General features: G+C 65.9%; 21 protein-coding genes. 9 read left to right on the top strand and 12 right to left on the bottom strand.

The genetic code is table 11. The features are described from left to right. Nucleotides 1-5: 5 nt before the first annotated feature. The 3 genes from MYCSM_RS18920 to MYCSM_RS18910 are packed head-to-tail and all read left to right on the top strand — an operon-like array spanning nucleotide 6 to nucleotide 4475. The gene (locus MYCSM_RS18920; RefSeq protein WP_015307769.1) at nucleotides 6-2972 is read left to right on the top strand and encodes a bifunctional [glutamine synthetase] adenylyltransferase/[glutamine synthetase]-adenylyl-L-tyrosine phosphorylase; all 2967 of its coding nucleotides are present in this window, start codon (nucleotides 6-8) and stop codon (nucleotides 2970-2972) included. A gap of 10 nt (nucleotides 2973-2982) precedes the next feature. After that, complete coding sequence (locus MYCSM_RS18915) at nucleotides 2983-3618, top strand: PaaI family thioesterase (protein ID WP_015307768.1); 636 nt, start codon at nucleotides 2983-2985, stop codon at nucleotides 3616-3618. Continuing rightward, the gene (locus MYCSM_RS18910) at nucleotides 3615-4475 is read left to right on the top strand and encodes a TIGR03619 family F420-dependent LLM class oxidoreductase (protein ID WP_015307767.1); all 861 of its coding nucleotides are present in this window, start codon (nucleotides 3615-3617) and stop codon (nucleotides 4473-4475) included. The genes MYCSM_RS18915 and MYCSM_RS18910 overlap by 4 nt, the downstream gene beginning before the upstream one ends. Here the strand turns inward: MYCSM_RS18910 and MYCSM_RS35290 are convergent. Both MYCSM_RS35290 and MYCSM_RS18900 read right to left on the bottom strand, forming a co-directional pair. Further along, nucleotides 4464-6563 (bottom strand): Ig-like domain-containing protein, encoded by a 2100-nt coding sequence (locus MYCSM_RS35290; protein ID WP_083906311.1) that lies wholly within the window; start codon nucleotides 6561-6563, stop codon nucleotides 4464-4466. The genes MYCSM_RS18910 and MYCSM_RS35290 overlap by 12 nt on opposite strands. 128 nt (nucleotides 6564-6691) lie before the next feature. Beyond that, the gene (locus MYCSM_RS18900; protein ID WP_015307765.1) at nucleotides 6692-7120 is read right to left on the bottom strand and encodes a DoxX family protein; all 429 of its coding nucleotides are present in this window, start codon (nucleotides 7118-7120) and stop codon (nucleotides 6692-6694) included. A gap of 354 nt (nucleotides 7121-7474) precedes the next feature. Between MYCSM_RS18900 and MYCSM_RS18895 the strand changes: the two genes are divergently transcribed. Next, nucleotides 7475-7813, top strand: a complete 339-nt coding sequence (locus tag MYCSM_RS18895) for a hypothetical protein (RefSeq protein ID WP_157681355.1) — start codon at nucleotides 7475-7477, stop codon at nucleotides 7811-7813. Between the two features lie 91 nt (nucleotides 7814-7904). Here MYCSM_RS18895 and glnA read toward each other — a convergent pair whose 3' ends face one another. Continuing rightward, nucleotides 7905-9341 (bottom strand): type I glutamate--ammonia ligase, encoded by a 1437-nt coding sequence (gene glnA / locus MYCSM_RS18890; RefSeq protein ID WP_015307764.1) that lies wholly within the window; start codon nucleotides 9339-9341, stop codon nucleotides 7905-7907. A gap of 150 nt (nucleotides 9342-9491) precedes the next feature. Here glnA and MYCSM_RS18885 point away from each other — a divergent pair, with 150 nt between their 5' ends. Next, nucleotides 9492-9965 (top strand): RDD family protein, encoded by a 474-nt coding sequence (locus MYCSM_RS18885; RefSeq protein WP_015307763.1) that lies wholly within the window; start codon nucleotides 9492-9494, stop codon nucleotides 9963-9965. Nucleotides 9966-10003: 38 nt separating this feature from the next. On the opposite strand, the gene MYCSM_RS18880 is transcribed toward MYCSM_RS18885, so the two are convergent. Genes MYCSM_RS18880 through sucB form a run of 5 tightly spaced genes read right to left on the bottom strand, consistent with a single transcriptional unit; the run spans nucleotide 10004 to nucleotide 15135 of the window. Beyond that, nucleotides 10004-10756, bottom strand: a complete 753-nt coding sequence (locus MYCSM_RS18880) for a DUF4191 domain-containing protein (RefSeq protein WP_015307762.1) — start codon at nucleotides 10754-10756, stop codon at nucleotides 10004-10006. A 4-nt stretch (nucleotides 10757-10760) separates the two neighbouring features. Next, nucleotides 10761-11753 carry a lipoyl synthase gene (gene lipA, locus MYCSM_RS18875; protein WP_015307761.1) on the bottom strand — a complete coding sequence of 331 codons (993 nt, stop codon included), beginning with the start codon at nucleotides 11751-11753 and terminating at the stop codon, nucleotides 10761-10763. Continuing rightward, the gene (lipB, locus tag MYCSM_RS18870) at nucleotides 11753-12424 is read right to left on the bottom strand and encodes a lipoyl(octanoyl) transferase LipB (protein ID WP_015307760.1); all 672 of its coding nucleotides are present in this window, start codon (nucleotides 12422-12424) and stop codon (nucleotides 11753-11755) included. Before lipB ends, lipA begins: the two co-directional genes overlap by 1 nt. Before the next feature lie 17 nt (nucleotides 12425-12441). Further along, complete coding sequence (locus tag MYCSM_RS18865; RefSeq protein WP_015307759.1) at nucleotides 12442-13350, bottom strand: TIGR01777 family oxidoreductase; 909 nt, start codon at nucleotides 13348-13350, stop codon at nucleotides 12442-12444. A gap of 6 nt (nucleotides 13351-13356) precedes the next feature. Beyond that, on the bottom strand, nucleotides 13357-15135 hold the full coding sequence (gene sucB, locus MYCSM_RS18860) for a 2-oxoglutarate dehydrogenase, E2 component, dihydrolipoamide succinyltransferase (protein WP_015307758.1): 1779 nt from the start codon (nucleotides 15133-15135) through the stop codon (nucleotides 13357-13359). Nucleotides 15136-15292: 157 nt separating this feature from the next. Here sucB and MYCSM_RS18855 point away from each other — a divergent pair, with 157 nt between their 5' ends. Then, nucleotides 15293-15646 carry a hypothetical protein gene (locus tag MYCSM_RS18855; RefSeq protein WP_015307757.1) on the top strand — a complete coding sequence of 118 codons (354 nt, stop codon included), beginning with the start codon at nucleotides 15293-15295 and terminating at the stop codon, nucleotides 15644-15646. Nucleotides 15647-15684: 38 nt separating this feature from the next. Next, nucleotides 15685-17451 (top strand): SDR family oxidoreductase, encoded by a 1767-nt coding sequence (locus tag MYCSM_RS18850; protein ID WP_015307756.1) that lies wholly within the window; start codon nucleotides 15685-15687, stop codon nucleotides 17449-17451. A 26-nt stretch (nucleotides 17452-17477) separates the two neighbouring features. Here the strand turns inward: MYCSM_RS18850 and MYCSM_RS18845 are convergent, their stop codons facing one another. After that, a complete protein-coding gene (locus tag MYCSM_RS18845) occupies nucleotides 17478-19001 on the bottom strand; it encodes a leucyl aminopeptidase (RefSeq protein ID WP_015307755.1) in 1524 nt (507 codons plus the stop codon). Between the two features lie 18 nt (nucleotides 19002-19019). Beyond that, nucleotides 19020-20105 carry an adenylate/guanylate cyclase domain-containing protein gene (locus MYCSM_RS18840; RefSeq protein WP_015307754.1) on the bottom strand — a complete coding sequence of 362 codons (1086 nt, stop codon included), beginning with the start codon at nucleotides 20103-20105 and terminating at the stop codon, nucleotides 19020-19022. A gap of 43 nt (nucleotides 20106-20148) precedes the next feature. On the opposite strand from MYCSM_RS18840, the gene gcvT reads away from it, so the two are divergent. Together gcvT and MYCSM_RS18830 are read left to right on the top strand one after the other, a co-directional pair. Next, nucleotides 20149-21243, top strand: coding sequence for a glycine cleavage system aminomethyltransferase GcvT (gene gcvT, locus MYCSM_RS18835; RefSeq protein WP_015307753.1), 1095 nt, complete (start codon nucleotides 20149-20151; stop codon nucleotides 21241-21243). A gap of 22 nt (nucleotides 21244-21265) precedes the next feature. Next, complete coding sequence (locus tag MYCSM_RS18830) at nucleotides 21266-22372, top strand: branched-chain amino acid aminotransferase (RefSeq protein WP_015307752.1); 1107 nt, start codon at nucleotides 21266-21268, stop codon at nucleotides 22370-22372. On the opposite strand, the gene MYCSM_RS38305 is transcribed toward MYCSM_RS18830, so the two are convergent. Further along, nucleotides 22369-23037, bottom strand: coding sequence for a DUF1214 domain-containing protein (locus MYCSM_RS38305; protein ID WP_232425622.1), 669 nt, complete (start codon nucleotides 23035-23037; stop codon nucleotides 22369-22371). The genes MYCSM_RS18830 and MYCSM_RS38305 overlap by 4 nt on opposite strands. After that, nucleotides 22961-23521, bottom strand: a complete 561-nt coding sequence (locus MYCSM_RS38300) for a DUF1254 domain-containing protein (RefSeq protein WP_232425621.1) — start codon at nucleotides 23519-23521, stop codon at nucleotides 22961-22963. Before MYCSM_RS38300 ends, MYCSM_RS38305 begins: the two co-directional genes overlap by 77 nt. Nucleotides 23522-23639: the final 118 nt, after the last annotated feature.

Here is a 23639-nt window from a genome sequence, read left to right as displayed (position 1 = left end):
GGGTTGTGGCCAAACCTGCGACGCAGCGTCCCAAGCTGCCCAGCGTAGGCCGGCTCGGGCTGGTCGAATCCTCCGCGACCGCGGACCTGGACCGGCTGGGCTGGAACAGCGACGCACACGTCGAGCTGTTGTGGTCGCTGTCACGCGCACCCGATGCCGATAACGCGCTGCGCGCGATGGTCCGGCTCGCCGATGCCGTAGGAGCAGACTGGGCCGAACTCAACCAGGCGCTTGTCAAGGACAAGGCGCTGCGGGGCCGGCTGTTCGGTGTGCTCGGTTCGTCGCTGGCGCTCGGCGATCACCTGATCGCCCATCCCGACTCGTGGCGGCTGTTGGCGGGCGCCGTCACGCTGCCGTCCGCCGCCCAACTGCGGACCATGTTCGCCGCGGAGGCCGAAAAGGCAAGCGACACAACGGCTGCACTGCAGCCATTGCGGGCGCTACACCGCGACCGGCTGCTGGTGTTGGCCGGGCTGGACCTCGCGCCAACGGTCGAGAACGAACCGGTGCTGCCGTTCACCACCGTCGGTGAGCACCTCTCCGATATCGCTGATGCCGCCCTTGGCGCCGCGCTGATCGTCGCGACCCGATCGGTGGCGGGCGGCGACGAGTCGCCGCGGCTCGCGGTGATCGCGATGGGCAAGTGCGGCGCGCGCGAGCTGAACTACGTCAGCGACGTCGACGTCATCTTCGTCGGCCAGACCGCAGATGCCCTCGAAACCAGGGTGGCCGGCGAGATGATGCGGTTCGCCGGCGACGCCTTCTTCGAGGTGGACGCGGCGCTGCGTCCGGAGGGCAAGCACGGCCAGCTGGTGCGCACGCTGGACAGCCATATCGCCTATTACCAGCGGTGGGCCAAGACGTGGGAGTTTCAGGCGCTGCTGAAGGCTCGGCCATCGGCGGGCGATGCCGACTTGGGCAGGCAATACATCGAGGCGCTGATGCCGATGGTGTGGACCGCCAGCGAGCGCGAGGACTTCGTGGCCGAAGTGCAGGCGATGCGTCGGCGGGTCGAGGAACTGGTGCCCGCCGGGGTGCGGGCCCGCGAGATCAAACTCGGCACCGGCGGGCTGCGTGACGTGGAATTCGCCGTCCAACTGCTGCAGATGGTGCACGGCCGCAATGACGAGGCGCTGCATGTCGCGTCGACGGTCGATGCGCTGGCCGCCCTGGGCTCCGGCGGCTACATCGGCCGCGATGACGCTGCGAATCTGACCGCGTCCTACGAATTCCTGCGGCTGCTCGAACATCGGCTGCAGCTGCAGAGGCTGAAGCGCACGCACATGCTGCCGGACGAGGACGACGACGAGGCGCTGCGCTGGCTGGCGCGGGCAGCGCACGTTCGCCCCGACGGGCGGCACGACGCGCAGGGAGTGCTGCGCGAGGAACTCAAGCGGCAGAACATGCGGGTGTCGCGGCTACACGCCAAGCTGTTCTATCAGCCGTTGCTGGAATCTGTTGGCACAGTTGGCATTTCTGGAATTTCCGGGGGCATGAGCCCCCAGGCCGCCGAACGTCAGCTCGCTGCGCTCGGGTATGAGGGCCCACAGAGCGCGCTGACCCACCTCGGCGCCCTCACTGGCCACTCCGGCAGGCGTGGCCGCGTGCAGCAGATCCTGCTGCCAACGCTGCTGGATTGGCTCTCCGACACGCCGGACCCGGATGCCGGCCTGCTCGCGTACCGGCGGATCAGCGAAGGGCTGGCCGACCACCGGTGGTACCTATCGACGCTGCGCGACGAAGGTGCGGTGGCCAAGCGGTTGATGCAGGTGCTCGGCACGTCTGCCTACGTCCCCGATCTCCTGATGCGGGCACCCGAGGTAATCCAGCAGTATGCCGACGGGCCCACCGGCCCGAAGCTGCTCGAAGTCGACCCTGACGGCGTCGCACGCGCGCTGATCGCCTCTGCGGACAGGCATCCCGAACCGGTGCGGGCGATCGCTGCGGCACGCACGCTGCGGCGCCGAGAGCTCGCCCGCATCGCCTCTGCCGACCTGCTCGGCATGCTCGAGGTGACCGATGTGTGCAACGCGCTGACATCGGTGTGGGTGGCCGTGCTGCAGGCGGCATTGGAAGCCGTCATCCGCGCCAACACCCCGAAGGACGGCGTGCCCGCGCGCATCGCGGTGATCGGAATGGGCCGACTCGGCGGCGGCGAACTCGGCTACGGGTCGGACGCGGACGTGATGTTCGTCTGCGACCCGTCTCCGGGTGTCGACGACTCCGTCGCGGTGCGTTGGTCGGTGACGATCGCCGAGCAGGTGCGCACGCTGCTGGGCACACCGAGCGCCGACCCGCCGCTCGAGGTCGACGCCAACCTGCGGCCGGAGGGTCGCAATGGACCGCTGGTGCGCACGCTTGCGTCGTATGAGGCGTATTACGCGAAGTACGCGCAGGCGTGGGAGGTTCAGGCGCTGCTGCGGGCGCACCGCGTCGCCGGCGATCTGGATCTGGGGGAGCGCTTCCTGTTGATGATCGACAAGACCCGCTATCCGCCGGGCGGCGTATCGGCAGAAGCCGTGCAGGAGATCAGACGCATCAAGGCGCGCGTCGACGCCGAACGGCTGCCGCGCGGCGCAGATCCCAACACGCACACGAAGCTGGGCCGCGGAGGGCTGGCCGACATCGAGTGGACGGTCCAGCTGCTTCAACTACGCCATGCGCACAAAGTGCCTGCGCTGCATAACACTTCGACGCTGGCCACTCTCGACGCCATCGGGGGGGCCGAGCTGATCGCCGAGGGGGACGTCGACCTGTTGCGGCAGGCGTGGCTCACCGCGACGCGGGCGCGCAACGCGCTGGTGTTGGTGCGCGGCAAGCCGACAGATCAGCTTCCGGGTCCCGGACGACAGCTCAATGCCGTTGCCCTTGCTGCGGGTTGGGGCAGCGACGACGGCGGCGAGTTCCTCGACAACTATCTGCGGGTGACGCGGCGGGCGAAGGCGGTTGTACGAAAGGTGTTCGGCGAATGAGGCGCAGCGCATGAGTATGGACTTCGGGTTCGATGTGATCAGTGCGGAGGAGTACGACCGTCAACGCGTGCTCTACGAGCCGCTGACCGCGGCGATCCGCCGGCTCATCGATGCGGGCATCCACACCGATGTCGACGAAGCAACCGCTCGCGAGGCGCAGGCCGCGATCGAGACGGTCACGGCGACACTCGAACACAAGAAGCGCACCGCGGCGAACACGCTGCGCCATGAGGACACCGGGCGTCCATTGGCGTGGGCCAATCCCGCTGTCGGAGTGCGCAATGCGATCGCCCCGCCGATGATCATTCACCACGAGGCAGACGGCGGGGCCTGGAGCGAGTTCACGCTCAGCGGAGCCTACGAGGGTCCGCCCGGATGGGTGCACGGCGGCATCTGCGCGCTGGTGCTCGACCACATCCTGGGCGAGGCGGCCAGCGAGGGGCTGACCCAGCCTAAATTCACCGGCACCATCACACTGCGCTACCTGCGCGGCACGCCGCTGGGTCCACTGCGCGCCGAGGCGTACATCGACCGGACCGAAGGCGTGAAAACCTTCGCGCGTGGCTATCTCAGCGACGCTGAAGGCATCACCGTCGAGGCCGATGGCGTGTTCATCAGGCCGGCGTGGGCCAGGGACGCCGGATGAAGTTTTACGTCAGCACGGCGTTTCTGGACACCAGCGAGGTCATCGAAATCGCCAAGGCCGCCGACGATCTCGGCTACGACGGGATGGGCATCCCCGACCACGTCATCAACCTCGAGACGCTGAAAACCCCATACCCCTACACGAAGGACGGTAAGCGTCGCTGGGAGGCGTTCACCGACTGGCCCGATCCCTGGGTGATGATCGGCGCGATCGCACTCGTCACTTCGCGGCTGCACTTCGTGACGACGGTGTACCTGCCCGCTATGCGCGATCCGTACTCGGCAGCGAAATCGATTGGTACGGCGGCCTGTCTGGCCGGTGGCCGACTGGAGCTCGGCATCGGTGTCGGCTGGTGTGAGGAAGAGTTCACCTTGATGGGTCAGCGCTTCGACCGCCGCGGCAAGCGTACCGACGAGATGCTCGAGTTGATGAAGGCGTTGTGGCAGCCGGGCTGGACCGAATTCGACGGCGAGTTCTATTCGGCACCACGACTCGAAATGGAGCCGACGCCGCCGCACATCCCGATCTACGTCGGCGGCCTGAGTGACATTGCGTTAAAGCGTGCAGCGCGCCACGACGGATGGATCGGCGACCTGATCACCACCGACCGGGCCATCGAACGGGTCAACCGGCTGCGCGAACTGCGCGCCGAAAATGGTTTGACTATGCACGATTTCGCGATCTTGACGCCACTGACGGACGCTTTCACGCCGGAGCACTACGAGCGTGCGGAGGCGAACGGTATCACTGGGATCATCACGATGCCGTGGATGTTCTACAGCGGTCCAACGGCATCGCTCGCGGAGAAGATCGATGGCATGCGCAAGTTCCGCAAGGACCTCGGCCTAGGAGGCTAGGGCGACGGTTTTGGTGACCACTCCGCCATGACCGTCGTCGGCGGTGATGGCGAAGCGGTCAACGAATCCACCAACCGCCAGGGCGTTGGGCGTGTACTGGAACAGCCCGTTGCCGATTTCGATCACCTTCCCACAGAACGGTTGTGTCGCTGTGAAGGTGACGGTGTCATCGTCGGGATCGACCGCGCTCACCTGAATCAGGTGATAACCCGCATGGGTGACGGTCACCTGCGGCGGACTATTGGCCGCATCGGTGTCGATCACAGAGGTGTCGCGCGCGCTGATCTGCACCAACGACGAATGCCAGGTATCCGTGACATAGATGCGATCGCCGCTGACAGCCAACGCATTTGGCATCCCATGGATCGGTACGGCGGTGATTCGGCCGGTGGGCAGATCGACGATCGACAGCTTGCTGGTGAAAGTGGCGTCGAAGCCCGGGCTCGCCAGGTACACCTGGTCGCCGTTGTCACTGACCGCGACTGCGCAGCCGCCAACGGGCAGGGTGTCATTGACCTCGCCGGTGGTGGCGTCGATGACGGTCGTGCTGCCCGGGTGCGAGCTGTCGTAGGCCCCTTCGTTGTTGGCCACGTAAATTGGCCTGTCATCCGGCGACACCGCGACAGCGGTGGGGTAGTAGCCGGCGGGAGCGACGGTGATCAGATTGCCGCGCGCGGCGATCACCGACACGCTGTGCGTCGACTCGCCGCCGTAGAAGCCGTAATCGGTCACAAAGGCTTGGCCTAGGGTCCCGGCCACGGCGTAGGGATGACCGCCGACCTCGATGGTGCGGACCACGACGCCTTCGATGGTGTCGATCACGCTCACGGTGCCGTCCTGGTTGTTGGCCACGTAGAGGTCGGCGCCGACGACGGCCATGTGGAACGGGCGATCACCCACCGCGATGTACTCGGTCGTCTTCTCGATCGGATCTATCACCGCAACACTGCGTCCGGCCGGATCCGCCACGTAGAGCCGCTGACCGTTGGGCCCGATGACCACGCCCTCGGGCCGGAAGGTCAGAGGAATCCGTGACAGAGAGTTGTCCGCAGTACGGACCACTGTGATCGCCGCTTCGTCGACGAAGCTCGTCACGTAGACCTGGTCGCCGCGAGAACTGACGGCTAGATCCGCGGGCACTACGCCCAGTGGGATCTCCGCCGTCACCGCGTAGGACGACACCGTCTTCATCGACACCAGCGGAACCGAAACGGGCACAGTGAGTTTGTCCCGCTTGCCCTTCGAACGTGTGATAGTGAAGTTGTCGCGCCGCTCGTTCATCGAGGCGCCGTCCGCGACCGCCCGGTGCCGTGCCGCGGCGGCCGGCCGATAGGCCCACAGGCCCGTTGTCGCGTTGATCATCACTGTGCCCTTGGCGGGAGCGCTGGCGCCGTACGTGTAGCCCTCGACGGCGCCGCCACAGTTGCCGGTGATCACGCCGGTCTGCGGATCCGGCCTTTGCATCGCCGAGTCGGCATCCTGTGGAATATCGGTGTGGCGCGGGCAGATTGGCACCGTCACCGTGATGTACGCGCTCGCACCGCGCGGGTCGACGGCGCGGAAGCCAAACGTTTCCTCGCTTGCCGCGGTGTCGTCGCGCTCCGACGGGTACGGAACGTAAGTGAAGGTGCCGTCCCAGTCGATAGTCACCGAGCCGCGCCGCGGGAAAGGGGCGTCGAGTGTATATGTCAGCCAATCACCGTCCGGGTCAACGATATTCGGCGACACGGTGACCGCGCCCGTGGTCGGATCGGGCGGCCATAACCGCGGCGGAGCGACCGCGACAGGAACCTGATTGTCGTTGATCCAAGTCACGAGGGAGTCGAGCGACCCGCCCAGGCCGTCGGTGGCGCTCACTATGAAGCTGTCGGAGTCGGCGTTCACCCGGGCGTGCGGTGTATAGCGGAACATGCCGTATCCGAGGTCGGCGACCTCCCCGTCCCGCGGCCGGGTGAATGACAACGCGAAGGGAGCGTCGTCCGCACCGACGGTCGCCTGGTAGGTGACCGCACCGGTGACGCGATCGCATTGCCCAACCTGATGCACCATCAGCACCGGACCCGCGTCGGCCATCGACCCAGTGGACATTGATCAATCATCGACCACTGGTTGCTGAAGGGGAATAGGGTGTTTCCCTAGATTTAGCTGCTACATGATCTGATCAGCTAATTAACGCTGCTGTTGGTTAGCTATGCGTATCTATACACGTTCGCTATTCATTGACGCCGGCGACGGGTTCGCATCGAATCGAGCGCGTAGGCGCCGGGCCCGGTGAACACCAGCAGGAAGAAGGCGAAGCAGAACAGAATCGCCGCCAGCCCGCCGTTTCCGCCCATCTGCGGCGGCACTATCGGCCACAAGCCCTTCGGCTGGTGTTGCCAGAAATAGGTGACGGCCATGTGACCCGAGGCGATGAACGCGGCGATCCGGGTGAACAGCCCGACCAGAATCAGCAGCCCGGTGACCAGTTCGATGACACCGGCGTACCAGACCGGCCAGCTGCCCGTCGGGATTCTGAACGCGATCGGCCAATCGAAGACATGCGATGTGCCGAACAGGGTGAACATCAATGCGAACACGATGCGGAACAGACTCAAGACAGCGGGAGAGTACGAATTGAGGCGTGCATCCACTTTCGTCGTCATGCAGATGACCCTACGGTCCTGAGGTTGCGCAGGGAATCACACGCCGGACGTCGCGCGGCCGGTGGGCATGGGAGCACCGACCGCACGACGCGGCTCCCCCCATATACAGACGCTAGGGCCGGACCGGTCGAGAGGAATCGGGCGTTTCCCTAGCCTTGCCCGAAAGCGTGAAGGAAATGTTTTGGCTGTTGCAAGTAATTGGGCTGCGTCCGGATGGGCACCGTGAGTCCGTCGCGGTTCACAGCAAGTTGACAGGCCATTCGAGCGCCGCCGAGCTTGTTTTCGGGCCCAGAATTACTCCCTACGGCTGTTCAGGATTCGTCGCTGCGGATCCGGTCGATACAGGGGGAAGCAATGTCTGAGTTTATGTTCATGATTCCGATCGTGCCCGGCAAGGAAGAACTCGATCGCCAGGCGCTCGACGAAATGGTCGGCGCTCGACGCGATGAGTTTGAAGCAGCCTTACGCGAAGCCGGGCTGACGCGGCAGATGGTCTGGCATCAGCAGACCCCTGATGGCGCAGTCGCGGTCGTCTATCTGGAAGGCGACGATGCGTTAGCAGGGATGCAGAAGTTCTCATCATCTGATGCGCCGTTCAACACATGGTTCCGCGATCAAATGAAAGAGGTCCACGGCGTCGACATCTCGGCTGGCGGTCCGCAGGTGGACAAGGTTCAAGACTTCAGCGTGTAGCGGCACCCCGGCCGCAACGCAGACGCGGGGCGGAGGAAATCCTCCGCCCCGCGTCTGTCAGACGATTTAGACGTCGCGTCGGCGAGCCGACTTAAACGTCGTAGTAGAGCGCGATCTCGTACGGGTGAGGCCGGATCTGCACCGGAAGGATCTCGTTCTCGCGCTTGTAGGAGATCCAGGTCTCGATCAGGTCCTCGGTGAACACGCCGCCCTCGGTGAGGTAGTCGTGATCCTCCTCGAGGCGATCGATCACGGCCGACAGTGAAGTCGGCGCCTGCGGGATGCTGGCGGCCTCGTCCGGCGGCAACTCGTAGAGATCCTTGTCGACCGGGGACTGCGGCTCCATCTTCTTCTTGATGCCGTCCAGGCCGGCCATCATCATGGCCGCGAACGCCAGGTACGGGTTGCCCGAGCTGTCCGGGCAACGGAACTCGAGGCGCTTGGCCTTCGGGTTGTTGCCCGTGATCGGGATACGCACGCAGGCCGACCGGTTGCGCTGGCTGTACACCAGGTTGATCGGGGCCTCGTAGCCCGGCACCAGGCGCTTGTAGGAGTTCACGGTCGGGTTGGTGAACGCCAGCAGCGACGGCGCGTGGTGCAGGATGCCGCCGATGTAGTGGCGTGCCGTGTCCGACAGGCCGGCGTAACCCGACTCGTCGTGGAACAGCGGGCTGCCGTCCTTCCACAGCGACTGGTGGCAATGCATGCCGGAACCGTTGTCGCCGAACAGCGGCTTGGGCATGAAGGTGACGGTCTTGCCGGCCTGCCACGCGGTGTTCTTGATGATGTACTTGAACAGCACCAAGTCGTCGGCCGCGTGCAAAAGGGTGTTGAACTTGTAGTTGATTTCGGCCTGCCCTGCGGTGCCCACCTCGTGGTGGCCGCGCTCGAGAACGAAGCCGGAATTCTGCAGGTTCGTGCACATCTCGTCGCGCAGGTCGACGAAGTGGTCGTAGGGGGCGACGGGGAAGTAGCCACCCTTCGGACGGACCTTGTAGCCACGGTTGGCGCTGCCGTCGGACTCGACCGCCTCACCGGTGTTCCACCAGCCGGCCTCGGAGTCGATTTCGTAGAACGTGCCGTTCATCTGCGAGTCGAACGCGACCGAGTCGAAGATGTAGAACTCCGCCTCAGCACCGAAGTACGCGGTGTCGGCGATGCCGGTGCTGGCCAGGTAGTTCTCGGCCTTGCGGGCCACGTTGCGCGGGTCGCGGGAGTACGCCTCACGGGTAAACGGATCGTGCACGAAGAAGTTGAGGTTCAGCGTCTTGGCGGCGCGGAACGGATCGATCCGAGCGGTGTCGGGGTCCGGCAGCAGCATCATGTCGGACTCGTGGATCGACTGGAAGCCGCGCACCGACGAACCGTCGAATGCCAGCCCGTCCTCAAACACGCTCTCGTCGAATACCGAAGCCGGGACCGAGAAGTGCTGGACAACACCGGGGAGATCGCAGAACCGGATGTCGACGTAGGCAACGTCTTCGTCCTTGATCTGCTTGATGATGTCGTCGGCGGTCTTTTCTGCCACTGAGTTGTCTCCTTATTTCTGGTAAACCCGCGGGTTGACGCTATGGACACGATGTTGCATGGTCGTCAACCGCATGTTGCGCTGAAGTTACGCAATTTGCCTGCAGCGGCGGCCGATGGGCCTTCAGAAGGCCCCGCTTATCCTGACAGTATGGCCCGCGAGATTGGGTCCTGGCTGTCGGGTCCGTCTTCGGAGTCAGGCGGACAGGGCCAAGAACCCAACGAGTACCCGGGCCAGCGGCTGGGTTTGCCGCAATCCGGACCCAGATCGCTTGCCCGGATGGGCAGGCGCATCGCGGCGCTGTTCCTTGACTGGTTGATCGCCTACGGGCTGGCTGCCCTGGCGATGTCGTTGGGTTTGGTGTCGATGCCGTGGATGCAATGGGCGATCCTGGGCATCTGGCTGGTGCTGGGTGCAGTATCGGTTCGGCTGTTCGGCTTCACGCCGGGCCAGTACGCGTTGGGCCTGATCGTCGTCCCGGTCGATGGCCGCCAGCACGTCGGTTTCGGCCGAGCCGTGGTGCGCGGAGTGCTGATCGCGGTGGTGATTCCGCCGCTGATCACCGACGCCGACATGCGGGGCCTGCAGGACAAGGTGACGAATACCGCCGTCGTAAAGAGATGATGAAAGTCAGCTCTGCTTGATGCTCTTCGCGCAAGCGCTCATCGACGGCGGACGGTGCGCTGCACGTTGCGCATCTTGGCCTGCCCCGGCAGCGGGCCCTTCGGCATCGCGGCCGGTCCGGCCTTGGTGCCAAGCGCCGCCAGCCGCGATTCGAGCGAGTCCATCTGCTTGACCGTGATGTTCGCGGGCAGTTTGTTCAGGTGGCGTTCCAGCTTGGACAGCGGTACCTCGCCCTCGCCGTTGCCGACCATGATGTCGTAGATCGGGGTGTCGCCGATCAGTCGTGCCGTGCGCTTCTTCTCCTGGGCCAGTAGGGGTTTGACACGGGTCGCCGAGCCTTCGCCGACGAAGATCACGCCGGGGCGGCCGATCACGCGGTGCACCGCGTCGAAATGGCCGGTGGCCGCAACTCCTGGGGTGACACGCCACTTGCCGCGCAGATTGTCCAGCGCCCACGCCGCGGCGCCGGTCTGCCCGTCGGCCTTGCGGTATACGGATTTCTGCGCGCGACGGCCGAAGATGATGAAGGCCACCAGCGCACCGAGCACGACGCCCAGCGGAATCATCATGTAGCCGGTGAACCCGCCGGAGAGAATCCCGAACGCCACGGAGGCGCCAACGATCAGCACGAACGCACCGATCATGTAGGGCAGCAGGCGCTTGTCCTCTTTGCGCTGAATCTGGAACGCCTGCCACAATTGGCTGCGCCGTTCCTTGGAGGCCGCCTTGCGGGTCGCCTTGGCCTCGGCCTTGGCAGCCTTCGCCGCAGCGGGGTCACGGGGTTTTGCCATTAGTTCAGGATACGGAGTCGGATGTCGCCGCCGCTGCGGCTCCCGAAGGCCGAGCCGCCACGGCTTGCCCGTACAGCCTGCCGGCCCGATACGACGATCGGACCAGGGGACCGGCCAGCACTCCGGCGAAGCCGAGGCCGTTGGCGAACTGCTCGTGCTCGACGAACTCGTCGGGGTGGACCCAGCGCTCCACCGGGTGGTGGCGCACCGACGGGCGTAGGTACTGCGTGATCGTGACGATGTCGCAGCCGGCGTCGTAAAGATCAACAAGCGCGGTGCGCACCTCCTCGGGAGTCTCGCCCATGCCGAGGATCAAATTCGACTTGGTGACAAGGCCGAATTCGCGGGCCGCGGTGAGCACGCTCAGGCTGCGCTCGTAGCGAAACGCCGGGCGGATCCGCTTGAAGATCCGCGGCACCGTTTCGACGTTGTGCGCCAACACTTCTGGACGGGCCTCGAAGACCTCCTCCAACAGCGCGGGCTCGCCGTTGAAGTCCGGGATCAGCAACTCGACGCCGGTGTTGGGGTTGAGCTTCTTGATCGTGCGCACGGTTTCGGCGTACAGCCAGGCGCCGCCGTCGGGCAGATCGTCGCGGGCCACCCCGGTGACGGTGGAGTAGCGCAGCCCCATCGCAGCCACGCTCTCGGCAACCCGGCGCGGCTCGTCGCGGTCGAGGTCGGCGGGCTTTCCGGTGTCGATCTGGCAGAAGTCGCAGCGCCGCGTGCACTGCTCGCCACCGATCAGGAACGTGGCCTCACGGTCTTCCCAGCATTCGAAGATGTTCGGACAGCCGGCTTCCTCGCACACCGTGTGCAGACCCTCGCGCTTTACCAGCGCCTTGAGCTCCTTGTACTCCGGGCCCATCTTCGCCCGGGTCTTGATCCATGGCGGCTTGCGCTCGATCGGCGTCTCGGCATTGCGGACCTCGAGGCGCAGTAGTTTTCTGCCTTCCGGAGCCGGAGGGCCGGCGACATTGGATTCAGGAGCGACTGTCACTACGTCAACGCTACTACCAGGCGGCCATCGAGCGCGTCACACACGGCGTCGGCCATCAGGGAGAGGACGTCGTCGACGGTGACCTGGCGGCCCAGCTCAGCGGTCAGCGAGGTGACACCGGCGTCGGAGATGCCGCACGGCACGATCGCGCCGAACGCGTCGAGGTCGCAGTCACAGTTGAGGGCGAAGCCGTGCAGGGTGGTCGCACGCGACACCCGGATACCGATGGCGCCGATCTTGCGTGCCGGTCGCTTGCCGTCCGACGGCACCCACACCCCCGAGCGGCCCTCGACCCGGCCGGTTTCCAATCCCAGCTGCGCGCACACCTTGATCATCGATTCCTCAAGGCGCCGAACGAAATTCACCACATCGAGCGGTTCGGCGAGCCCGATGATCGGATAGCCGACCAGCTGGCCGGGGCCGTGCCAGGTGATCTTGCCGCCGCGGTCGGTGTCGACGACGGGAGTGTCGTCAACTGGGCGTTCCTCGGGCAGCGTGCGGCGTCCAGCGGTGTACACCGGCGGGTGCTGCAGCAGCAGCAGGGTGTCTGGGCCGCCTGCGACCCTGGCGTCGGCGAGTTCTCGCTGCAGCTGCCAGGCGGCCTGATAGTCGAGGGTGCCGAGCCGCCGCACGTCGACCGGCGTTGTCGCCGATCGAATGGATGCCGCCATGGCATAGACGCTACTCGTCACGTGTTGTTCGGAGCCGTCGCGAACGCCAGCGCTTCGCCGATCGTGTTGTGGTGGAAGTGAAAGCCCGCGCGTTCCAGCGCCGCCGGGATTGCCCGCTGCCCCCCGAGCAGACCCTCGTCGGCGAATTCGCCGATCAGCGTGCGCAGTGCGAACCCGGGGGCGATCAATGGGGTCGGCCGGTTCACGGTGCGACCGAGTGCGGCGGTGAACTCGGCGTTGGTCACGGGGGCAGGCCCGGTCAAGTTGACGGGACCCGATACCTCGTCGTGCTTGATCGCGAACAACAGCGCCCGGACCTCATCCTCGAGGCTGATCCACGGCATGTACTGGCGCCCGTTACCCAGTCGGGCGCCGAGCCCTAATGAGAACAGCGGCTTGACCCGGCTCAGCAGTCCGCCCGCCGGCGCCAGCACCAGGCCGGAGCGTGCCAGCACCACCCTGGTGCCGTCATGCTCGGCGAACGACGTCGCGGCTTCCCAGTCCGCACAGAGCTGGGCCATGAAACCCTCACCGGCAGGGGCGGTTTCGTCGACGGTGCGACCGCCGGTGTCGCCGTAGTAGCCGACCGCACTGGCGTTGATGAGCGTTGGAACCCCTGCCTCGACCGCAGCGGACGAGAGCACTTCGGTCGGGCCGATGCGGCTGTCGCGCAGGCTCTGTTTGAACGCACCCGACCATCGCTTCTCGCCGATGTTGATGCCGCACAGGTTGACGATCGCATCAACACCGTCCAGTGCGCTCGAGTCGAACTCGCCGGTGTCGGGGTTCCAGAACACCTCGTCGGCATTCGACGGAGCCCGCCGCACGATCCGCAGCACCCGGCGGTCGGTGGCGCGCAGCGCGTAAACCAGCGCCGAGCCGATCAGGCCAGAAGACCCCGCAATCGCGATGACGGCGTTGGTCACGACGCCCTATAGCCCGAGATCGGCCTCGAAGGCACCCTCTTCGAGGCGGCGCTTGATGGTCGTCAGGAAGCGTCCGGCATCGGCGCCGTCGATCAGCCGGTGGTCGTAGGTCAGCGGCAGGTAGCACACCGACCGCACGCCGATCGACTCGTTGCCGTACGCGTCGGAGATCACCCGCGGCCGCTTGACGATCGCGCCGGTGCCCAGCATCGCCGCCTGCGGCGGGACCAGGATCGGGGTGTCGAACAGCGCGCCCTGGCTGCCGATGTTGGTGATCGTGAACGTCCCGCCGGACAGCTCATCGGGCTTGAGGTTTCCCGACCGCGCACGCTCGGCGATGTCGGCGATCGCCCGTGCCAGGCCGCCCAGTGAGAGATCGCCGGCGTTGTGGATCACCGGAGACAGCAGGCCTTGCTCGGTGTCGACCGCGAAGCCGAGATGCTCGGCGTCGTAGTAGGTGATCTCCTTGGATTCCTCGTTGTAGCTGGCGTTGACGTTCGGGTGGATCTTGAGCGCGTCGATCACCGCGCGGGCGATGAACGGCAGATACGTCAGTTTGACGCCTTCGCGTTCGGCGAAGGCATTCTTCGCCTTGGCTCGCAGCGCCACGATCTTGGTCATGTCGACCTCGTGGGTCTGCGTCAATTGCGCTGTGGTCTGCAGGGATTCGCGGGTCTTCTTCGCGGTGATCTGACGAATCCGGTTGGCCTTCTGCGTGGTTCCGCGCAGGTGGGCCAGCGCAGGTGCCGGCGTCGCTGCGGCGGCGGCCGGTTTGGCAGGGGCCGCAGCAGGGGCGGCTTCGGGTGCCGGGGCGGCAGGAGCCTTCGTGGCTTCGGCCGCGGCGAGCACGTCCTGCTTGCGGATCCGTCCGCCGACGCCGGTGCCCTTGACCGACGCCAGGTCAATGTTGTTCTCGGCAGCCAGCTTTCGCACCAGCGGGGTGACGTACGGGCCGCCGTCGACCGACGGCGCCTCCGCCGCGGGTGCGGCCTTGGGCTCGGGTTTGGGTTCGGGCTTGGGCTCGGGTTTGGGTTCCGGCTTGGCTTCGGCGGCCGGCTCCGGCTTGGGCTCGGGCTTCGGTTCGGGCTTTGGTTCGGGTTTGGGTTCCGGTTTCGGCTCGGGGGCCTCGGCCGCCGCGGCGCTGGCGTCGCCGATCTTGGCCAACTCGCCGCCGACCGAGACCGTGTCGTCCTCTTCGGCGGTGATCGACAGCAGCGTGCCCGCCACCGGTGACGGGATCTCGGTGTCGACCTTGTCGGTGGACACCTCGACCAGCGGCTCGTCGACCTCGACGGAGTCGCCGACCTTCTTCAGCCAGCGCGTCACCGTGCCCTCTGTGACAGACTCGCCAAGTTCGGGCATCTTCACCGACGTGGCCTCACCGCCGCCGGACGAGGCCGCCGCGGGTTTGGCCGGTTCGGGCTCCGGCTCTTCCTCGGCTGCAGGCTCCTCCTGCTCCTCGGCCGCCGGTTCGGGCTGCGCCGCAGGCTCCTCCGCAGGCTTCTCCTCTTCGGCGGCCGGGGCCTTGGCTTCGCCGTCGGATTCACTTGCATCGCCGATCACCGCGAGCTCACCGCCGACCTCCACGGTGTCGTCTTCCTGAGCGACGATCTTCGTCAGCACACCGGCGGCCGGTGACGGGATCTCCGTGTCGACCTTGTCGGTGGACACCTCGAGTAACGGCTCATCCTGTTCGACCGTGTCGCCCTCTTGCTTGAGCCAGCGGGTGACAGTGCCCTCGGTCACGCTCTCACCGAGCGCGGGCATCTGAACGGAGATGGCCATATGTATCGACTCCCTCGCTCTCTCGAACGGTTCAGTTGGTACGGGTCGAATGTCGGCTCCCATCCTGTCACGTCTGCCGACGCAGTTCGCCGCAGACCTGGGGTCTGAAAGCTCTGGCACTATCGATAGAGGGTGAAAGAGAAGGAGCCGAGCCCAGGTGGGACTGTTCGACAGGTTTCGGGGTGGTCGCCAAGCGCGGGGCGCAGCCGGCACGGACCCCGCGGCCGACCTGCTGTACATGCAGAAGTGGGTGGCCGACCACGTCGGCGTTGAGGCCTTCGTCGAACCAAGAACCACCGTCACCGATGTCACGGTCGTCCTGGTGGCCGCCGACGGGGAGTGGACCCGCCGCAGGGCCGGAGGGGACGCGGGTGCGCGGCGGCTGAGCGAACGGCTCCGGATTCCTGTCTACGACGTCCAGAAGATGGGCTATCCACAGCGGATGCGGGATTACGACGCGCGCAGGCGGATCGAGCGCGACCGCGCCCTTCGTGAGGAGCTCGAGGGCTGATACGGTACCAGCGGTCCCACTAACTGTGCGGAGGTGCCATGGCCGAGATCACCGAGAGGTTCGTCGACAGCACTGACGGGGTGCAAATCGCGGTCTACGAGGAAGGCAATCCCGATGGGCCGACACTGGTGCTGGTGCACGGCTGGCCGGATTCGCACTTCCTGTGGAACGGCGTCGTGCCGCTGCTGGCCGACCGCTTCCGTATCGTGCGCTACGACAACCGGGGCGTGGGGAAATCTTCTGTGCCCAAGGCTGTTTCGTCGTACACGACGTCAAGTTACGCCGACGATTTCGCCGCTGTGATCGATAGGGTGGCACCGGGACAGCCGGTGCATGTGCTGGCGCACGACTGGGGTTCGGCTGGCATGTGGGAGTACCTATCCCGTTCCGGTGCAAGCGATCACGTCGCCTCGTTCACATCGATATCCGGCCCGAGCGCCGATCATTTGAACCGATTCATCATCAGCAGCCTGCTGCGTCCGTACCGTCCACGCCGTTTTCTGCAGGCGCTCAGCCAGCTGCTGCGGCTGTCCTACATGGGCTTTTTCTCGGTACCCGTGATGGCGCCACTGGTGGTGCGGCTGTTTCTGGCCGACGGTCTGCGGCGCGCATTGACACTGCGCGACGGCATTCCTGCCGAGCAATTGCACCATTCGCCGACATACAAGTCCGACGCTGTCAACAGCATGAAGGTGTACGGCGCCAACTACTTTCGCGCGATACGATCGGCGCGCAACGACCACTACGTCAATGTGCCGGTCCAGGTCATCGTCAACACCAAAGACCCGTTCGTGCGACCGCACAGCTATGACGCGCTGAAGAAGTGGGTGCCGCGACTGTGGCGGCGCGACATCAAATCCGGCCACTGGGCGCCGATGTCGCATGCGCCGATGATCGCGAGGTCGGTGCACGAGCTCGTCGACCATCTCGAGGGAAAGCCGTCGTCGCGCGCTCTGTTGCGCGCACAGGTCGGCTGTCCACGCGAATACTTCGGCCACACACTGGTTTCCGTGACCGGCGCGGGCAGCGGTATCGGCCGCGCGACGGCGCTGGCGTTCGCCCGCGAGGGCGCCGAATTGGTGATCAGCGATATCGACGAAGCCTCCGTCAAGGAGACGGCCGCACAGATCACCGCGCGCGGCGGCGTGGCGCACGCCTACACCCTTGATGTCTCCGACGCCGACGCTGTCGAAGAGTTCGCCCAGGAGGTGAGCACCGAACACGGTGTGCCTGATGTCGTGGTCAACAACGCAGGGGTTGGCCACGCGGGACTGTTCCTCGACACGCCCGCCGAGGAATTCGATAGGGTGCTCGACATCAACTTCGGCGGAGTCGTCAACTGCTGCAGGTCCTTTGGCCGCCGACTCGTCGACAGGGGCACCGGCGGGCACATCGTCAACATCTCGTCGATGGCCGCGTATTCGCCGCAACAGTCGATGAATGCCTACTCCACCAGCAAGGCCGCGGTGTTCATGTTCGGCGACTGCTTGCGCGCCGAACTGGATCAGGCCGGGGTCGGGCTGACGACGGTCTGCCCGGGTGTGATCAACACGAACATCGTGCACACCACGAGATTCGACGTGCCCGCTGGGAAGCAGGCAAAGGTGGAGGCGCGTCGCGCGCAGCTCGAGAAGGCCTTCGCCGCACGCAGATACGGTCCCGACAAGGTCGCCAAGGCGATCGTGTCGGCGGTCAAGAAGAACAAGCCGATCCGGCCCGTGGCGCCGGAAGCGTACTTCGTCTACGGCGTTGCACACCTACTGCCGCAGGCGATGCGGAGTTCCGCCCGCGCAAACGTGATGTAGCGAGCCGTCGGCCGGCTGCCGCCGGGTCAGCCGTTTTCGGCGATGTCTTCGAGCACCGCGAACATCGTGCGCGTCGGCACACCGGTGCCGCCCTTGCCGGTGTAGCCCCACGGTCCACCGGTGTTATAGGCCGGGGCCGCAACGTCGATGTGTGCCCATTGCACCCCGTCGGCGACGAACTCGCGCAGATATGTGCCAGCGACGAGCATGCCCGCATAGCGAGACCCGCTGACGTTCGCCAGGTCGGCCACCGTCGACTTCAGGTCATCCTTCAACTCTTCCGGCAGCGGCATCGGCCAGCCGTTCTCGCCCACCTCCTGCGATCGCTGGGCAACCCGGTCGCGGAACTCGTCGCTGCCCATCACACCCGGCGTGCGGGCGCCGAGCGCCACGGTCTGCGCGCCGGTCAGCGTCGACGTCTCGATCAGGTAATCGGGGTTGTCCTCGCAGGCCCGCACAATCGCGTCGGCCAGGATCAACCTGCCCTCGGCGTCGGTGTTGAGCACCTCGACGGTGATGCCGCCGTATTGGGTGAGCACGTCGCCGGGCCGCTGAGCGGTCGCCGATGGCATGTTCTCGGCCATCGGCACGGTGGCGATCACGTCAATGGGCAGTTGCTGCTTGGCGGCCAGCACCACGGTGGCGATGACCGCGGCGGCGCCGCCCATGTCGGAGGTCATGTGGTGCATGTTGGCGGCGGGCTTGATCGAGATGCCACCGGTGTCGAATGTGATGCCCTTGCCGACGAGCGCGACGGTCTTGCCGCCACGCTTCGTGCCGCGGTGCGCAAGCCGGACCAGCCGGGGTGGTCGCGACGAGCCCTTGCCGACGCCGATCACCCCGCCGTAGCCCTCCTTGGCAAGGGCCTTGTCGTCGAGCACCTCGACCTCCAGGCCCGCCGCTTGACCCAAAGCCTTTGCGCGCTCGGCGAATTCAGCGGGAAACAGGTGACTTGGCGGGGTGTTGACGAAATCTCGGGCGGTGGCCACCGCCGTCGCTATCGCAGTCGCGCGTTCGGCGGCGGCCTTCGTTTTGGCCTTGGTATCGGCTGTCAGCGCCGTGATCTCACGCAGGCCTGCGTCCTTGGGCGCGGTCTTGGCGCTTCGAAAGTCCGTGAACCGGTAGGCGCCGAGGATCAGGCCCTCGATGGTCGCGCCAAGGTCGATGTCCGACAGCGTGGTGATCACCGTCTCGGTGCCGTTGAGCGAGCGCGCTGCCGCTCCCGCGGCGCGGCGGATCACGTCGGGCGGCCACTGGTCGCGGTCCTTGCCCAGTCCGACAGCGAGGACGCTGCCCACCGGCAGCGAGGGTACGACCACGCGGGTGACCTGGTCGGAGCCGCCCTTCGCGCCGAGCGCCCGCAGCGCGACGGCTATCTCGCCGACGGCCTCGGCGTCGAGGAACGGATTGCCGACGACGGTTGCGGTTGCGTTATCATCCTGGCCGCTCACCACCGCCACGATCAGCACCGCCGAGTCGTCCTTGCGTTTGGGCAGTGTCGAGGCGACGGCGACTGCGGGGGCCTGATAACCGGAATTTGCAGAGCTCACGAGTGCTAACCCTAGCTGTCAGCGGGCAAGGTGCAGGTCGTAGGCCATCACGGGCTCCTCGAAACCCTTGAGTGTCAAGGGATCCAACGGGATGGCAGGCCAGTCTGGTAGCTCGTCGCGGACGTCAGCCGATGCCAGGATCTCGCCCGGCGCCGCTGCCGCGACCAGGCGGGCCGCCAGATTGACCGGGGTGCCGAAGTAGTCGCCGCCTAGCGCCAGCACCGAGCCGTAGCCCAGTCCGGCGCGGACCTGCAGTCCGGCCTCACGCGCACGCGGGTACTCGACAAGGTCGATCGCTACCTTCGCGAGCAGCTCGGGAGTCGACGTCACCCACATCACCTCGTCGCCGATGAACTTCACTACCCGTCCGCCGTCGGCGTGTACGAGGTCGCTGACGGCGCCACCGAACTCGAGAAGCAGATCAGACAACTCGTTAGGTGAAAGTCGCTGCGTCAAAGCGGTGAACCCGGACAGATCTGCGAACCCGACGCCGCATGTCACGCTTGCCGACGCGTCGCTGATGATCCGCTCGAAATACGTTCGGGCACTGGTGATCTGATGGCGCCACACGGAATCGATCAGCGCGGAGAGACCAGGAACCAGCTCCGCAACGGCACGGTACGCGCGCGCCGTGGTGAGCTCGTCCTGACTGTGTGTCATGAGCAGGTCGGGTTCTGCGATCCGAACCATGGTCCCGCTGGCCTCGGCAAGCCGGGCCATCGATGCACCGACCACCCGCAGAAAGTTGAGCGCCGCGTCGTCGCCGGCGATCTTCCTGAGGTTGACCCACGTTGCCAGCCCGTCGACGTCTGCCTGGCTCATCAGCGGGGTCTGCGGATCGGTGACTGACAGTCCCAGTACGTCCCATGCCTGCGCGACATCCTCGACCGGGACTCCGAGGGCTTGCGCGGCCGCGTCCAGGCTGTACACCGGGGGACCCGACCACTGCAGAACGTCGCCGGCCAGGCCGAACAAGCGGCCGCGGCGCTCGGCGGCGATCATCTCCTCGGCCGTGAACCCGAGACGGTCGAGGTAGTCGATGAGTCCTGCGCGGTCACGTGCGTTGGCGATCCCCGCGGCTTCCAGCGCGTCGAAGTCGACCACCTGCAAAGTGTGTCAGGGGACCTCCACCTTAGGGTGGTTTCCCGTGAGCGAACTCCTACACGGCCCCCTCGAGGAACGCCATCGTCAACTCGGCGCGAGTTTCGCGGAATTCTCCGGCTGGTTGATGCCCGTTTCGTATGCAGGCACGGTCAGCGAACACACTGCGACGCGCACCACGGTCGGCCTGTTCGACGTGAGCCATCTGGGCAAGGCGCTGGTGCGGGGGCCCGGGGCCGCCGAGTACATCAACTCCGCGCTCACCAACGACCTTCGCCGCATCGGCCCCGGTAAGGCGCAATACACGTTGTGTTGCAGCGACTCCGGTGGCGTGATCGACGACCTGATCGCCTATTACGTCAGCGATTACGAGATCTTCCTGGTACCCAACGCCGCCAACACTCCCGCCGTCGTTGCGGCACTGCAGGAACGCGCGCCCGCGGGCCTGACCATCACGGACGAACACCGCTCTTATGCGGTGCTCGCGGTGCAGGGCCCCGAATCGACCAAAGTAGTGGGCGGGTTGGGCTTACCCACTGACATGGACTACATGGGTTATGCCGACGCCGAATTCGCCGGGGCCCCAGTTCGCGTGTGCCGCACCGGCTACACCGGCGAACACGGTTACGAATTGCTGCCGACGTGGGATCAGGCCGGCGTGGTCTTCGACGCACTCGTCGATGCCGTCGGTAGTGCAGGTGGCGAGCTGGCAGGGCTCGGCGCCCGCGACACGCTGCGCACCGAAATGGGTTATCCGCTGCACGGCCACGAACTGTCGTTGGAGATCTCGCCACTGCAGGCGGGGTGCGGCTGGGCGATCGGATGGCAAAAGGATGCGTTCTGGGGACGCGACGCGCTGCTCGCCGAAAAGGAGGCCGGCCCGAAGCGGGTGCTGCGCGGACTGCGCGCCGTTGGCCGCGGAGTGCTGCGCCCAGACCTCGCGGTCCTCGACGGCGACACTCAGATTGGCGTGACGACCTCGGGAACCTTCTCCCCGGGACTGAAAATCGGCATCGCGCTTGCGCTGATCGACACCGACAAAGAGATCGCCGACGGGCAACACGTCTCGGTGGACGTGCGTGGCCGGGCCGTCGAATGTGAAGTCGTCAAGCCGCCGTTCGTCGAGGCAAAAACCCGCTAGCTAGCGGATATACAATCGCTGCATGACTGACGGCCCCCTCGAATTCACCGTTGAGCGCAATGCGACGCCGGTGAGCGACGAGGTACGGGCCTCGATTCTGAATGATCCGCCGTTCGGTCAGTTCCACACCGATCACATGGTCTCGATCGACTACGTCGACGGCAAGGGCTGGCACAACGCGCGGGTGATCCCGTACGGGCCGATCGAACTGGATCCCTCTGCGATCGTGCTGCACTACGCGCAGGAGATCTTCGAAGGGCTCAAAGCCTACCGCTGGGCCGACGGCTCGATTGTGTCGTTCCGACCGGAGGCCAATGCCCGGCGGCTGCGCTCGTCGGCGCGCCGGCTGGCGATCCCCGAGCTGCCCGAAGAGGTCTTCATCGAGTCGTTGCGACAGCTGATTGCGGTCGACGAGCCGTGGGTGCCGCGTGCAGGCGGCGAGGAGTCGCTGTATCTGCGGCCCTTCACCTTCGCCACCGAGCCAGGCCTTGGGGTGCGGCCGGCCAACGAATACCGCTACATGGTCATCGCCTCGCCCGCTGGCGCGTATTTCAAGGGCGGCATCAAGCCGGTCAGCGTGTGGCTGTCGACGGAGTATGTGCGCGCCTGCCCCGGCGGCACCGGTGCGGCGAAATTCGGTGGCAATTACGCTGCGTCGCTGCTGGCGCAGGCCCAAGCCATCGAAAACGATTGCGATCAGGTGGTGTGGCTGGACGCCGCCGAACGCCGCTTCGTCGAAGAGATGGGCGGGATGAACCTGTTCTTCGTGTTCGGCAGCGGTGGCACGGCCAGGCTGGTGACGCCAGAGCTGAGCGGTTCGATCCTGCCAGGCGTCACGCGAGATGCCTTGCTGCAGTTGGCAACTGACGCCGGGTTCGCGGTCGAGGAACGCAAGATCGATGTCGACGAGTGGCAGAAGAAGGTCGCGGCAGGTGAGATCACCGAGGTGTTCGCGTGCGGCACCGCCGCGGTGATCACCCCTGTCGCCAGGGTCAAGTACGGCGACGGCGAATTCACCATCGCCGACGGCGGGCCCGGCGAGATCACCATGGCCCTGCGTGACACGTTGACCGGCATACAGCGCGGCACGTTCGCCGACACGCACGGCTGGATGGCGCGCCTCTCCTAGCCGATCTTGCGGCCCGCTGGCGGGTGCCACCGGCCGTCGACGACTTCACGCTTGGGCGCGTAGAGCCGCGTCGTCACGCCCAATGGTCCCAACGGCGCGGGCAGCCAGTTCGATTCACGGTCGGGACCGGGGCTGCCGTGTTGCAGGTACAAATCCAGCGACCCGTCAGCGTTGTAGGTCAACGCGTTTCGATCGCCGATGGCGAACCGGTTCAGCTCGTTGGCCACCTGGTAGCCCTCTGCGTCGTACATCGTCACCGACCAGAACGCGTGGGCGGGTGGCAGTTCGTCAGCCTCGAAGTGGATGACGTAGTTGTGCTCTCCGGCCAACGGTTGGCCGTCGGCGTCCGCGGTCAGAAGCGGGTAAACCGCGTCCTCGGGTTGGTTGGCGCCGAGGCCGACCAGAGCCACGACCGCGCGCCGCAGGTACGCATTCCCGTACACCCCGACGGTGTCCGTCAACGTCATCCAGCCGTTGACACTGGGCGCGAGGGTAGGAGCTGCGGCCAGCAGCGCGGCGAGGGCGTCATCCTTGCCTGCCTGGATCTCCGTCCGCTGCGCTGCGTCGAAACGGTTGGCGTCAAAAGGTTTACCCGCGTCGATCCCGAGGTGGCGCAGGCGCGCCAGCATGGAGAAGTCGGTCGAGTGCGGCGGGTTGACCGTCATCAGGTCTGCCGCACGAGCCAGGTAGTCGCGCGTGCATGCCGTTGACCACCCGCAATGGCTCGGTGGTGACGTCAACGCTGGAATCGATGGACTGCGCCGGGCTTTCGCGAAGCGGGGTGATCGAAAATCCGTCCTGCACCTTGTTCACGGCGGCGTAGTCGTCGGGACCGTTGGTCTGCGTGCGGCCGATGATCCACACGTATGGGGTGGGCGCGTTGAGCACCGGTATCCCTGCGGGCAGTTCGCCGGGCTCGCCGGGTCCGACGACGACGAACTGCTGCTCACCGGTGCCCGTGGTGCGTTTACCCGGGCTGGCGAAGACGTCGGTCCACATGTCGAGCATCGGCAGCAGGTAGTACCGATCGTCGGTGTCGGGTGCGCTCAGCACCACCGGCCCCGAGGTCAGGTCCAGGAACGCCGACGAGTACAACGTGTCGAAATTCGGCCCGCACCACGGCGCGAAAATCGGCGTCCGGATATTCACGGATGTGGTGGAACGTGTTGGCAGGCCCGAAGCCCGGCTTTGTGCCCTCCGGGGTGTTGACGAATTGCTTCCGGGTGACGTCCATGGTCACCAACGGATAGAAGTAGATGAATGCTTC

This window comes from Mycobacterium sp. JS623 (genome assembly GCF_000328565.1).
GTDB lineage: Bacteria > Actinomycetota > Actinomycetes > Mycobacteriales > Mycobacteriaceae > Mycobacterium.
This window is presented reverse-complemented; position numbering and strand designations above follow the sequence as displayed.